Origin of the sequence: Rhodococcus sp. M8, assembly GCF_015654185.1 — a bacterium.
GTDB lineage: Bacteria > Actinomycetota > Actinomycetes > Mycobacteriales > Mycobacteriaceae > Rhodococcus > Rhodococcus aetherivorans.
The window spans coordinates 4,121,798-4,134,570 of the sequence record NZ_CP064065.1 but is presented as its reverse complement, the minus strand read 5'-3'; the positions used below and the strand labels follow the sequence as shown (position 1 = coordinate 4,134,570).

The following is a 12,773-nucleotide window of genomic DNA, read 5'->3' as shown; positions in this document are numbered from 1 at the left end:
GTGCGAGGGCCGATCCTAGGGGCGGACGGTGGCCACGTTGTCGACGACCGTGACGAATCCGCCCTGGAAGTTCTGCTGGACACCGCCGGGGATGGGGAACTCGTCCCCGACGGGGAAGCCGAGGCGACCGTTCTCGTAACCGGCGCTCTTCCACGCGTCGAAGACCGGCCCGGTGCGGACCGACCACGCCCCGCTCAGCGGGCTCCAGTAGATGTTGCCGCCCTCGAACTCGTTGAACCGGCCACCGTCCTTGACGGGGATCTCGCTGGTCTTCGGGAACCCGAGCCAGCCGTTCTCGTAGCCGAGCTCGGCGTACTTGCCCATGATCATGCCCTGTACGGCGTGGGCCCCGAACGGCTCGCTCCAGTAGAGGGCGCCGATCTCGAAGCCCTGCACCACGCCGGGCTTGCCGGGGGTGGCGACCTCGTCGGCCACCGGGTAGCCCAGCGGGCCGCCCTCCCAGCCCTGCCGCGCCCACTCGTCGCGGATGGCGCCGCGCACGGCGTGCGCCCCGGTCTGCGGGGTCCAGTAGATCGAGCCCTGCTGGAAGTGGTTGAACCGGCCGCGGCCGTCGGGGGTGCCGCGTTCCTCCGTGGTCGGGTAGCCGAGCGGGCCCCCCGGGCCGCCCGCGGCCTGGTAGGCCCCGCCGATCGCACCCGCCACCGGGCGGGCCCCGCCGTCGGTGGAGGAGAAGATCCGGCCGAAGCGGAAGTCCTGGACGCGCCCGCCCGCGACGGCGTACTCCGGCGTGAGGCAGTCGCCGATCCAGGGACCGGCGGCCGCTGCGTCGCCGATCGCGCCGGCGGCGCTGCAGTTCGGCTTCGTGACCTCCACTCCGAGGGCGTTGGCCAGCTGCGGCCACAGCTGGTGCAGCTCGAACTCCCAGTACGGCCACGAGTGGGTGCCCGACGGCCGGTAGACCACCTGCGCAGGGATGCCGATCTTGTTGAGCTTGGTGGCGAACGCCTGCGAGGTGAGCCGCGACAGGATCTCGAGGCCCATGCCGGCGTAGTTCGTGCTCACGCCCGGGATACCCGACGGCTGGTCGTACGGGCCGGTGCTGCCGCTGCCACTGGAGACGTACAGGCTCACGCCCTCGAGCTTGTCCGCCAGCAGGTACGGATCGTGGGCGGCCCACTGCTCGCCGCCGGGGGTACCCCACATGGCCGACGAATCGAAGCCGCCGGCGTCCTGCATCGCGTACTGGATGGCCTGCGGCATGCCCAGGGTGGTGGTGGTGAGGATGCCGGAGAGCGACCCCGCGAACTTGAAGAAGTCGGGGTTGCGCGCGGGCAGGAACATCGCAGCGGTGCCGCCCATCGACAGGCCGACGACGCCGCGGTCCTTCGTGGTGCGCCAGTTGCCCTCGAGGATCGGCGGGAGCTCCTTGGTCAGGAACGTCTCCCACTGGTAGTTGCGCCCGTTGTTCTGGTCCATCCAGTCGGCGTAGAAGCTGGACTGCCCGCCCACCGGCAGCACCACGTTGACGTTCTTGTCCGCGAAGAAGGCCTCGGCGTCCGTCTCGATCGTCCAGCCGCTCTCGTCGTCGCGGGCGCGCAGGCCGTCGAGCATGTAGACGGCGGGGAACCGCGCCTCGGGTTCGATGTTCCAGTCCCGGGCGAGCAGCAGCTGCACCTGAATGGGGGTGCCCATGGCCGGCGAGTTCACCCACAGGGCCACGCGCCGGTCGGTCAGCCAGTCGACGCGCTGCACCGTGACCCCGGCCGGGGCCTGCACGGCGGTCGGCTCGCTGCGGTCCACCGGCTCCGCATGCGCGGCCCCGGCCGCGAGAGTTCCGGCGACGAGGGGCGCGACGAGCGCGGCGGCGACCGCCCCGAGGACCCGCCGGCCCCGGCGGGCACGCGGCGCCGGCTGCTGGGCGCGCACGGTTCGACGTCCGCCAAGCACTGTTCGCATCGGCATCGCTCACTTTCTGCGTTGCTGGGGCGTCGGCGGGCGACCGGGCCCCGCGTCTCGAAGACTGTTTCTACACGTGAACGGGCGCCGGGTGGGGGCGCCGCGCTGTGACGGGTGTGGTTTTTGTCAACGATCCGCGAAACGGCGCATGCCGCCCCTCGTCCCTCGCGGGTCGTGGGGCGGCATGCGTACCGTCAGTGTGCGCCGGGGAGTTCGGCGCGATCAGTAGGCGTTCAGTGCCTCGAGGATCTGGGGGCGAGCCTTCCACAGCTCCTCTTCCCAGTACTTCCAGGAGTGCGTGCCGCGCGCCGGGAAGTCGAAGCGGGCCTGGATGCCGAGGGTGGCCAGCTTGATCTGGAAGGCGCGGGTCTGGGCGAGCGCGAGCGCCTCGAGGCCCATGGCGTTGGCCGTGTTGTAGACACCGACCAGGCCCTGCGGGTTGTCGTGCTGGCCGGGCAGGCCGCTGGCGGCCGAGATGTACATCGACAGGCCGGCGAGCTTCGGCGCGAACACGAACGGGTCGTTGCGCAGCCACGCCGGGCTCCACGGCGGGCCCCACATCGAGTCGACGTTGAAGCGGCCGGCGTCGAGCATCGCGACGCGGATGGCCTCACGCATGCCCGGGGCCGACAGGTTCAGGTAGCCGGAGAGCGACGAGGCGAACTTGAACTGGTCGCGGTGGTAGGCCGCCAGGGTCAGCGCGGCGCTGCCGCCCATCGAGAGGCCGAGGATGCCGTTGTTGCTGCGCGAGACGCCGCGGGTGGCGAGGTAGTCCGGCAGCTTCTCCGTCAGGAACGTCTCCCACTTGTAGGTGACGTCCTGGCCGTTGAGATTGCTGGGCGCGTACCAGTCCGTGTAGAAGCTCGACTGGCCGCCGACCGGCATCACCAGGGTGACGTTGTCGTTGGCGAACTGGTCGCGGGCGTTGGTCTCGAAGCTCCAGGCGTTCGCGTCGTCGCGGGCACGCAGGCCGTCGAGCAGGTACAGCGCCGCGTCACCGCCGCGGGCGGCCCACTGGATCTGCACCTTGATCGGGCCCATGTCGGAGTCGACGAAGACTTCCTCGAAACCGCCGGCCGGTGCCCGATGCGAGATCGGGGCGGCGGCTGCGGGAGCGGCGAGCGCGGCGGTGCTTCCGGCGACGCCGGCGGCAACCGGCAGAACGAGGGCTGCGGCACCCACGCCGAGCACGCGCCTGCGGAGGCGCTGCGACAACCTCGGGACAAAACGCATGAACAATGCTCTCTTTCTCGATCTGCGGCGTCCGCGTGCGCGTCCCCCGTCGGATACCGGCGGCGACGACCGAGCGGGCCGTCACAAGTCACACTGCGGTCAAGACTGTAAAGGACACCGTGAGCTCTGACAAACCCCCGGTAACCCAGGTCAACGAACCGTGTGTCGGCTTCGATATCGGCCTGCACCCCCGATGCGTTACACATCCGTTATCGACTGTGATCATACCGAGATACGCCCGGCGGACCGCACGGGCCCACCGGGGCGAAAACGACATCGATGTAATTCGCGGGCCGGACGACCGCGTCAGCCCCCGTCGCGCGGGGGCGGAAGCGCGAGGCCGCAGCGCTGGATCTCGTATTTCGGCACCCGGTCGAAGCGGTAGTCCGCATAGTCGAACGCGTTGCGGAAATTCCGCTTGAACAGTGGCCACGTCAGTTCCGCGCGGGAGGACGCGAGCAGTTCCTGCGTCTGCGGGCACGTCAGCGCCACCTGCGCCTGCGCCACCCAGTCCTCGTCCAGATAGGCCGGCAGCCACGGGTGCACGTCCACCATTCCCGTGTCGGCGACGACCCAGTCGGGGTAGAGCAGCTTGTCGTGCCCGATGCGCCCGTCCTCGAGCCGCTCGGTGTGCGCCGCCAGCGGGTACGCCAGCCCCATCTGGTCGAGCACCTGCACGTCGAGCCCGACGTTCATGCTGGTCATGCCGAGGTTGAGGAAGTAGACCGTGTGGCCGGCTCCGCCCGGCGGCACCGGCCCCGGCGGCGGCACGACGTCCCATGCGTCGAACGACGGTGTCGGCAGCAGCAGCCCGCCGTCGGGGGTGTTGGAGATCGCCTCGACCATCGCCCGCATGCGCGGGTAGTCCAGGTAGTCCTCGGCCCGGACGGGATGCAGGTGGCCCGTGTTGAGGGCGTAGAACGCCCGCTCGTCGACGATCCCGGAGCGGCCCACCACCGCACCCTCGGGCATGCCGGTGGTGTTCGCAGCGATCGCCGACCACACCACCACACCGAGCCACAGCACCCCCGCCGCCCCCGCGACGGCCGTCGCGCGAGTGCGGCCGATCTCGGCCCGCTGCGGAACCCGCAACGGAATCACGGCGACGGGAATGAGCAGACAGAACAACGGCGGCAGCAACACCCGGCCGTGCATGAAATCGCCGCCGACGCGAAGGGCGTACAGCGTGAGCAACAATGCGGCGCCGAGCATGAAGACGACCACGGCCGCGGGGGTGCGCAGCGCGCGCTGTGCGCGCGCCGGAAAGGACCCGTCCCTGTGACGGAATTCACGTTTCGGCGCGTCCTTTTCGCGGGGTCCCCGGTACCGCCACGCGAGCGCGGCACCGAGCAGCAGGAGCAGCAGCGGCAGCCACAGCAGGTACGGGCTCACCAGGTTCCCGAGGTACTCGAAGCCCTGCGCCCACTTCGCCCCGCCCGCGTCCTTGGCCACCGCCGTGTTCGGATAGGGCAGACCGTAGTAGCCCATCCGCCAGATCTGATAGCCCACCGGCACGGCACCGGCCACCGCCACCACGGCGACCCGCACCCGCCACGTGAGTCCGGCCGCGAGGAACAGCATGAGCAGGGCCGGAAGAGCGAGAAGCGCCAGTTCGGGGCGCACGAGCGGCCCGAGACCGGCGACGAACGCCGTCGCCAGCACCGACGGGGTCGACGGCAACCCCGGCACCGTCGCCCACCGCACGAGCAGCAGCCACAGCAGGGCGATCCAGCAGATCACCAGCCCGCTCTCGAGTCCGGAGGTGGCGAAGTCCCGGGCCGGGGGCACCGCGATGTAGACGAACATGCCGGCGGGCACCAGCAGGAACGTGGCACCACTGCCCCGCAGCCGCCCCCGGTACAGCCGGCCAGTGCCGAGCATCGCCAGCACCACCGCCGCGGTCGACAGCACGAGCGCCGTGGCAAGCACCACGTACTCGAGCCGCACCCCGCTGAGCCGGCCCGCCCCGTACACGAGATACGTCCACAGGGTCGACGTGTTCGCCTCGACCCGGTCGCCGGCGTTGAACACCGGGCCGTTGCCGGCCAGCAGGTTGCGCACGGTGCGCAGCACGATCAGGCCGTCGTCGGCGATCCAGCGACGCTCCCACGCGCCCCAGAACATCAGCAGGGCCGTCAGCGCGACTCCGCCGGAGAACACCGCGGTCGGCACCCACGGCCGCATGCCGCCCCGGCCCGCCGGCCGGGGCCGGCGGGCCGGGGCGCCGAGATCCTCGTCGAGGTCAGAAGAGGTAGACAGCACCGCCGACCGCCCCGATCCAGGCCAGCGCGAGGAGTTGCAGCACCCGGTCCTTCAGGGCGATCTCCTCCGGTTCGCCGGCCTCCCCGCCGTCCACGTCGACCGCGTACCGCAGGATCGCGATCACGAACGGAATCATCGAGATCGCGAACCAGTTGGTGTCGTTGGCCTGGTCGCGCTCGAACGCCCACAGGCCGTAACAGATGACGACCGCCGTCGCCGACAGCGTCCACACGAACCGCAGGTAGGTGCCCGTGTAGTACTCGAGCGACTTGCGGATCTTCGCGCCGGTCCGCTCCGCGAGCCGCAGCTCCGCGTACCGCTTGCCGGCCGCCATGAACAGCGAGCCGAAGGCCATGATCAGCAGGAACCACTGCGACAGCAGGATCTCCGCGGCCACGCCACCGGCGATCGCCCGGATGAGGAACCCGGAGGAGACGATGGCGATGTCCAGCACCGGCTGGTGCTTGAGCCCGAAGCAGTAGGCCAGCTGGACGGTGATGTACACCGCCATCACCACCGCGAGCTGCCAGTTCGCCAGGAACGACAGGCCGATCGAGCCGACGAGCAGCACCACCGCCATGCCGTAGGCCAGGTTCACCGGCAGCACGCCGGCGGCGATCGGGCGGAACCGCTTCGTGGGATGGGCGCGGTCGGCCTCGACGTCCATCGCGTCGTTGACCAGGTAGATGCCCGACGCGGCCATGCAGAACACCACGAAGGCCAGGGCGACCGGGATCAGGACGTCCAGCTCGGTCGCCGAGCCGGCCGCGAGGGGCGCGGCCAGCACCAGCACGTTCTTCACCCACTGCCGGGGGCGAACCGCCTTGACGATGCCCTCGGCCAGATTCTTCGGAGGCGCCGCGACGGCTACCGGTTCCTCGCTCATCTCTCTCCAAACTTCTTCTCGGCCCGCACGACGGCCGCGGCGGACGCGGCGCCGAGCGCGGCGCCCGCCAGCACGTCCGTCGGATAGTGGACGCCGAGCACGAGGCGGGACAGCAACATCGGCGGGACCAACACCGCCGGTAAGGGTAGCCCGGTCAGCCGACCGAGCAGCACGGCAGCGGCCGTCGTCGAGGTGGCGTGCGAGGACGGGAAGCTGAGCCGGCTCGGGGTCGACACGTTGACCCGGATGGTCGGGTCCACGGGCCGGGGACGCCGCACGACCCGCTTGACCACGATGGACGCGGCGTGGGCGCCCACGGCGCCGACCGCGACCCCGGCCCACCGCCGCCGGCGCGGGCGGTCGACCAGTGCGCCGACGCCGCCGATCACCGCCCAGCCGAGGGCGTGCTCACCGAAGTGCGACAGCCCACGGGCCGCGGCGATCGCTCCCGGCCGGGAGCCGACCGTGGCCTGCACGGCCTGCAGCACCTGGATCTCCGCCTCGGTGGTCGGCCATTCACGACTCGAAGACACGCTCCCACTCCTCCTTGCTCGTCAGGGCGGGAACCGCGGCCTGGTACTCGTTCTTCAACTCGGGGAACCTGCGTGCCAGCTCGCGGCGCAGCCGCACGGCCTCGGACAGCAGAGCCTGTGCCTGCCGAGGGTCGCGCTTACGGTAGACGACGCCGCGCCCGTCCGCGGTGGTCACGGTCACACCGTCCACCTGCGACAGCAGGAACCAGCGGGCGTCGAGGGTCGGCACGTTCAGCTGCGGACGCTCGTGGTGTTCCGGATGCGCCGGCCGCACGTTGTGCACCAGGCCCTTGGCGAGCCGCACCATCTTGCGCACCGCCCCGCGCGGCTCGCCGACCGCCCCGACCTCGGCGCCGGACGGCAACGGCAGCTCGGTCGACGACGGCAGCACCACGGCGTCGGAGAACCGCTTGCGCAGCGCGTGCACCTCCCCGAGAGCGGTGGGCAGGAGTTCGAACAGGCGGTCCGGGCCGGCGAGGAAGTCCTCGATCGCCTTGTTCTGGATCGCCACCGTCGAGTACTCGAGGCACAGCAGGTGCTTGAGCGTGGCCTTGACGGTGTCGAGCACCAGGCCGCGTCCGTCGCCCGGCATGTGCAGGGCCGCCACGACGAGGCGGTTGCGCAGGTGGAAGTACGCCTGCCAGTCGATGGCGTCGTCCTTGTCGCTCCACGCCATGTGCCAGATCGCGACGCCCGGCATAGTGACGGTCGGGTAGCCGGCGGCGCGGGCCCGCAGCCCGTACTCGGCGTCGTCCCACTTGATGAACAGCGGCAGCGGCTGACCGATCTCCTCGGCCACCTGCCGCGGGATCATGCACATCCACCAGCCGTTGTAGTCGACGTCGATGCGCCGGTGCAGCAGCCGCGACTGCTCGCGGTCGCGCAGCGGCTTGGTGGAGAAGTCGTGGTCGTACTCGACGTTCGGCGCGGCCGTCCACATGAAGTCGGCGCGGTTGATCACCTCGCCCATCGTGTGCAGGTGGCTGCGTTCCTGCAGGTTGAGCATCTGGCCGCCGACGAGCATCGGGCTCTTGGCGAACCGGGACAGCGCCAGCGCGCGCAGGACCGAGTCCGGTTCCAGCTCGATGTCGTCGTCCATGAACAGGATGTACGGGCAGTCGGTGGTCTTCAGCGCCTCGTACATGATGCGGCTGTAGCCGCCCGAACCGCCGAGGTTGCCCTGGTCGTGGATGGCGAGCCGGTCGCCGAGCGCGGCCGCCGCCGCGGTGAAACCGGGCTCGTCGCGAACCTTCCGGGTGCCCTGGTCCGGGATGATCACGGCGTCCACGACGTCGAGGACCAGCGGATCGGAGGCGAGGGCGACGAGGGCTTTCACGCAGTCCGTGGGGCGGTTGAAGGTGGGGATGCCCACGGCGACGGACGCCTCGCCGGGTGCCTCGACCGGCGCGTACCAGCCCGCCGAGCGCAGCGTGACGTCCGAGTCGGTGGTGATGTCGAACCAGATCCAGCCACCGTCCTCGAACGGGCCGAGATCGATCTCGAACTCGACCGTCGCGGCGTCGTCCCCGGCGGGGGCGCCGCCGGAGAACTCGCGGCCCTCGACGTGGATGCGGCTCGCGTCGGCCTTCGAGCGGTACACGTCGGCCCGGCCGTGGCCGGTGAGCTCGAGCCGCAGCACCACGGAGGTGAGCGTGCTCCACCGTCGCCAGTAGCTCGCCGGGAAGGCGTTGAAGTAGGTGCACATCGACACTTCGGACTCGGCGCCGATGTTCAGCGACGTCCGGCCGACGGCGTGCGCGCGCCGTGCGTTGGTCGGCGATTCCTCCAGGTAGAGGGTGCGCACGTCGAGCGGTTCACCCGGGCGCGGCAGGATCACCCGCTGCAGCAGTGCCCTGCCGAGCAGCTCGGATACCGGCGCGACGGGCTCGGCCAGCTGGTGCCGGGCGCTCACGAGGCGTCCCCCGCCAGAGGCGTGCCCGACTCGAAGTACGGGAGGAGGGCGTTGTCGAACATGCTCAGCGCGCTCGCGATGGCCATGTGCATGTCGAGGTACTGGTAGGTGCCGAGCCGGCCGCCGAACAGCACCTTGTTCTCCGCGGCCTCCCGCTTGGCCCGCTCCCGGTAGGCCGAGAGCGTGGCCCGGTCCTCCGGGGTGTTGATCGGGTAGTACGGCTCGTCGTCGTTGCCGGCGAAGCGCGAGTACTCGCGCATGATCACCGTCTTGTCCGTGGGGTAGCCGTCCCGCTCGGGGTGGAAGTGCCGGAACTCGTGGATGCGGGTGTAGGGCACGTCGGCGTCGTTGTAGTTCATCACCGGGGTTCCCTGGAAGTCGCCGGTGGGCAGCACCTCGGTCTCGAAGTCGAGGGTGCGCCAGCCGAGGCGGCCCTCGGCGTAGTCGAAGTAGCGGTCGAGCGGCCCGGTGTAGACGACGGGAGCGCCGGGGCTCGCGGCGCGGATCTCGTCGCGCACCTCGAACCAGTCGGTGTCGAGCCGCACCTCGATCTTCTCGTCCTTCGCCATGTTCTCGAGCCACGCGGTGTAGCCGTCGACGGGCAGGCCCTCGTAGGTGTCGTTGAAGTACCGGTTGTCGAAGGTGTAGCGGACCGGCAGGCGGGTGATGTTGCCGGCGGGCAGTTCCTTCGGGTCGGTCTGCCACTGCTTGGCGGTGTAGTCGCGCACGAACGCCTCGTAGAGCGGCCGGCCGATCAGGGAGATGGCCTTCTCCTCGAGGTTCTGCGCGTCCGCGGTGTCGATCTCGGCGGCCTGCTCCTTGATCAGGGCACGCGCCTCCTCGGGGCTGAAGTACCGGCCGAAGAACTGGGACACCAGCCCGAGACCCATCGGGAACTGGTAGGCCTGGCCCTTGTGCATCGCGAACACGCGGTGCTGGTAGTTCGTGAAATCGGTGAACTGGTTCACGTAGTCCCACACCCGCTTGTTGGAGGTGTGGAACAGGTGGGCGCCGTACTTGTGGATCTCGATGCCCGTCTCGGGTTCGGGCTCCGAGTAGGCGTTGCCGCCGAGGTGGTGGCGGCGCTCGACGACGAGAACGCGTTTGCCGAGTTGCGTGGCGGCACGCTCGGCGATCGTCAGTCCGAAGAACCCGGAGCCGACGACGATCAGGTCGTACTCACGGGTGGCAGGCTGGGGCGAGGGTGCAGCAGTCACGGAAGACCAGGGTAGGCGACCCGCGGGGCCGTGCGCGTTTCCGGTAGCGGGAGCGACCGGAAACGCGCACGGGTCAGGCCAGGTGGGCCCGCAGGGCGGACCGGACGAATTCCGCACCCGCCGGGCCGCCGTAGTTCGCGGCGAAGCGCTCGTCCGCGACATACATCTCTGCCAGCCCCAGGACGTACTCCCGGTTCGGCTCCTCCCCGTGGCCCGGGGTACCGGGGATGCTGCCGAGCCACGCGACGTGGCGACGGGCCAGGTCCTGCCCCTCCGGGCCGGCCGGATCGAGACCGGCGGCCGCGGCGGCCGTCCAGTCCGCGCCCAGGCGGGCGGCGACGGACTTCCAGTCGTCGCGCTCGGCCTCGCTCATGCCACGCCACCAGCGGTCACTGCTGTCGTAGGCGTCCTGGCCCCAGCGTTCGATCACCTCGTCGCGGTACTGCGTGTGGTCGAATCCGTCGAACACTTCGTTCGCCATCAGTTCCTCTCCTCTCTCGGTTCTGCGGATGGTGGTGCGCACCGACTCGATCTGCCGGGCCAGCCGCCGCTGCTCGTGCTCGAGCAGTTCCAGATGCACGCGCAGCGCCGCGGTGGCGTCGCGATGGCCGTCGAGCACCTCGGCGACGGCCGGCAGTCCCAGGCCGAGGTCGCGCAGCAGCAGGATGCGCTGCAGCCGGACCAGGGCGTCGGCGTCGTAGAACCGCATGCCGCCCGGGCCGGTGCGGCTGGGCTCGAGCACGCCCACGTCGCCGTAGTGCCGCAGGGTGCGGCTGGTGACGCCGGCCGCGCGGGCCAGTTCCTGGATGGACCATTCGCCTTTCATCGCGGGCCTCTCTCGTCGGGTACGCCCAGGATGCGTCTTGACGTCGCGTCAACGTCAAGCCCGTTCGGATCCCGTTCGTCCGGATCGGCGCCTACGGTTTCCCTGGACGCTCCGGCCGGAAGGAGAAACGGTATGACGCTGATCGGCGGACTGCCCGCTCACCCGCTGCTCGTGCACGCGGTCGTCGTGCTGGTGCCACTGGTGTCGGCGGGGCTGATCCTGTGCGCGCTGTGGCCGGCCGCGCGCCGGCACCTCCTGTGGCCGGTCGTGGTGCTGGCGGCCGCGGCGCTGGTGCTGACGCCGCTCACCGCCGAGACCGGCGAGCAGCTCGCCGGCGCCCTGGGCGAGACCCCGCTGATCGAGGCCCACGAGGAACTCGGCGAGACCATGACCCTCGTCGTCGCGCTGTTGTTCGCCGCGACGGCGCTGCTCGCGGGGGCGCACGTGCTGCGCGGCCGCGGCGACGGCGGCGGGCGACGAGCCCTGACCGTCGTCGCGGCGGTGCTGGCCGTCGTCGCCGCGGTGGGTGCGACGGTGCAGACCGTCCGGGTCGGCGAGTCCGGCGCCGAGGCCGTCTGGACCGGACGGGTGCCGTAGCGACGGTGCGTCAGACCGTCGCCCGTGCCGCTGCGTCCGGGGTCGCGACCGGGGTGCGTGCCGGTCGCAGCAGCAACAGCGCCACCGCGGCCAGGACGACCACGCCGGCGACGGCGAAGTACAACTGCGCCGGCGACCAGCCCGCGTCGAGCAGCATGCCCGCGGCGGTGGGGGCGAGGATCGCGCCGGCGCGGCCGACGCCGATGGCCCAGCCGACGCCCGTGCTGCGCACCCGCGGGCCGTAGAGGGACGGGGCGAGGGTGTACAGACCGGCGATGCAGCCGTTGATCAGACCGCCGATCACGATTCCCAGCGCGAACGCGACGGCGAGTACCGAGATCGAGGCGATGAACACGGCCATGGCCGCAGCCGACAGGCCGGTGAAGGTGATCAGGACGGACCGAGTCGACCACCGGCTGGCCAGGACGCCGAACAGCACGGAGCCGACCGTGCCACCGAGCGTGAGCATCATGCCGGCGGTCGCGCTCTGATCCTTGGTCAGCCCGGCCGTCTCGAGCAGCGACGGGGTCCAGGAATTGACGAAGTAGAAGCCGAACATGGTGGTGAAGAACGCCGCCCACAACAGCAGGGTCGGACGGGCGCGGCTTCCGGTGAACAGATCCGCGATGCGGCCGGCCCCCGCCCCGGCGTCGCGGGTGGAGCCGTCGAGCGAATGGATCGGGTCCTGGCCGATACGACGGGCGATCCGGTTGATCGAGGCGAGGTCGCCGTCTCGGCCGCGGGCGCCGAGGAACTCGATCGATTCCGGCAGCAGCACAGCCAACAGCACCAGCACCGTTCCGGTCAGCACCGCACCGACGACGAACACTGCCCGCCAGCCGTATTCGGTCTGCAGGCCCACCGCGGTCAATCCGCCGAGGGTGGCGCCGACGCCGTACCCGGCGGTGTAGATGCTGATGGCCAGGCCGCGCCAGCGCGCCGAGGAGTATTCGCTGGCGATGACGGTGGTGCAGGCGAGTATACCGCCGATGCCGAGACCGGTGAGCACCCGCCAGGTACCGAGCTGCCATGCCGATCCCGCGGTGGCGGACAGCGCCATACCGGCGGTGGCGAGTGCGACCGACAGGAGGATGAGCGGCCGGCGGCCGATCCGGTCGGCGACCGGGGCGAGGGTGACCGCGCCCACGGCCATGCCGATCAGTCCGGCGCTGAGGAGCACACCGATCGCCGAGCCGCCGAGCGCGAAGTCGGCGCCGATGCTCTTGGCCGTGAAGGCCAGGGCCATGACGTCGTAGCCGTCGAGGATGTTGAGCACTACGCACAGGGCGACGATCAGCCACTGATAGGGGCGCATCGGCGACGTGTCGATGCGAGCACGAAGGTCCATGCCGAATTCCTTTGAGGGAGAGTGTATCCGATGACCAGGCCG

General features: G+C 70.6%; 10 protein-coding genes. 1 reads left to right on the top strand and 9 read right to left on the bottom strand.

Translation table 11 applies throughout. From position 1 onward, the window contains the following. Window positions 1-15: 15 nt before the first annotated feature. The 8 genes from ISO16_RS18755 to ISO16_RS18720 all read right to left on the bottom strand — a co-directional run bounded on the left by ISO16_RS18755 (window position 16) and on the right by ISO16_RS18720 (window position 10,786). Window positions 16-1,923, bottom strand: coding sequence for an alpha/beta hydrolase-fold protein (locus tag ISO16_RS18755; protein WP_230304386.1), 1,908 nt, complete (start codon window positions 1,921-1,923; stop codon window positions 16-18). 216 nt (window positions 1,924-2,139) lie between these two features. Continuing rightward, the gene (locus ISO16_RS18750) at window positions 2,140-3,150 is read right to left on the bottom strand and encodes an alpha/beta hydrolase (RefSeq protein ID WP_043801799.1); all 1,011 of its coding nucleotides are present in this window, start codon (window positions 3,148-3,150) and stop codon (window positions 2,140-2,142) included. A 306-nt stretch (window positions 3,151-3,456) separates the two neighbouring features. After that, a complete protein-coding gene (gene zomB / locus ISO16_RS18745; RefSeq protein ID WP_072633969.1) occupies window positions 3,457-5,334 on the bottom strand; it encodes a flagellar motor control protein ZomB in 1,878 nt (625 codons plus the stop codon). A gap of 58 nt (window positions 5,335-5,392) precedes the next feature. Beyond that, a complete protein-coding gene (locus tag ISO16_RS18740) occupies window positions 5,393-6,298 on the bottom strand; it encodes a decaprenyl-phosphate phosphoribosyltransferase (RefSeq protein WP_006937150.1) in 906 nt (301 codons plus the stop codon). Then, the gene (locus tag ISO16_RS18735) at window positions 6,295-6,831 is read right to left on the bottom strand and encodes a phosphatase PAP2 family protein (protein ID WP_006937153.1); all 537 of its coding nucleotides are present in this window, start codon (window positions 6,829-6,831) and stop codon (window positions 6,295-6,297) included. The genes ISO16_RS18740 and ISO16_RS18735 overlap by 4 nt, the downstream gene beginning before the upstream one ends. Further along, a complete protein-coding gene (locus ISO16_RS18730) occupies window positions 6,815-8,743 on the bottom strand; it encodes a glycosyltransferase (RefSeq protein ID WP_072633968.1) in 1,929 nt (642 codons plus the stop codon). Before ISO16_RS18730 ends, ISO16_RS18735 begins: the two co-directional genes overlap by 17 nt. Further along, window positions 8,740-9,960, bottom strand: coding sequence for a UDP-galactopyranose mutase (glf, locus tag ISO16_RS18725; RefSeq protein WP_072633967.1), 1,221 nt, complete (start codon window positions 9,958-9,960; stop codon window positions 8,740-8,742). Before glf ends, ISO16_RS18730 begins: the two co-directional genes overlap by 4 nt. A gap of 73 nt (window positions 9,961-10,033) precedes the next feature. Next, window positions 10,034-10,786 (bottom strand): MerR family transcriptional regulator, encoded by a 753-nt coding sequence (locus ISO16_RS18720; RefSeq protein ID WP_006937156.1) that lies wholly within the window; start codon window positions 10,784-10,786, stop codon window positions 10,034-10,036. A 132-nt stretch (window positions 10,787-10,918) separates the two neighbouring features. Between ISO16_RS18720 and ISO16_RS18715 the strand changes: the two genes are divergently transcribed. Continuing rightward, entirely contained in the window at window positions 10,919-11,383 is a 465-nt protein-coding gene (locus ISO16_RS18715; RefSeq protein WP_072633966.1) for a DUF2231 domain-containing protein, read from the top strand. A 10-nt stretch (window positions 11,384-11,393) separates the two neighbouring features. Here the strand turns inward: ISO16_RS18715 and ISO16_RS18710 are convergent, their stop codons facing one another. Continuing rightward, window positions 11,394-12,731 (bottom strand): MFS transporter, encoded by a 1,338-nt coding sequence (locus ISO16_RS18710; protein ID WP_072633965.1) that lies wholly within the window; start codon window positions 12,729-12,731, stop codon window positions 11,394-11,396. Window positions 12,732-12,773 lie beyond the last annotated feature (42 nt).

Coding starts and splice junctions, on each gene's coding strand:
- ISO16_RS18755 (WP_230304386.1), bottom strand. CDS start 1,923: ATGCCGATGCGAACAGTGCTTGGCGGACGTCGAACCGTGCGCGCCCAG.
- ISO16_RS18750 (WP_043801799.1), bottom strand. CDS start 3,150: ATGCGTTTTGTCCCGAGGTTGTCGCAGCGCCTCCGCAGGCGCGTGCTC.
- zomB (WP_072633969.1), bottom strand. CDS start 5,334: ATGCGGCCGTGGGTGCCGACCGCGGTGTTCTCCGGCGGAGTCGCGCTG.
- ISO16_RS18740 (WP_006937150.1), bottom strand. CDS start 6,298: ATGAGCGAGGAACCGGTAGCCGTCGCGGCGCCTCCGAAGAATCTGGCC.
- ISO16_RS18720 (WP_006937156.1), bottom strand. CDS start 10,786: ATGAAAGGCGAATGGTCCATCCAGGAACTGGCCCGCGCGGCCGGCGTC.
- ISO16_RS18715 (WP_072633966.1), top strand. CDS start 10,919: ATGACGCTGATCGGCGGACTGCCCGCTCACCCGCTGCTCGTGCACGCG.
- ISO16_RS18710 (WP_072633965.1), bottom strand. CDS start 12,731: ATGGACCTTCGTGCTCGCATCGACACGTCGCCGATGCGCCCCTATCAG.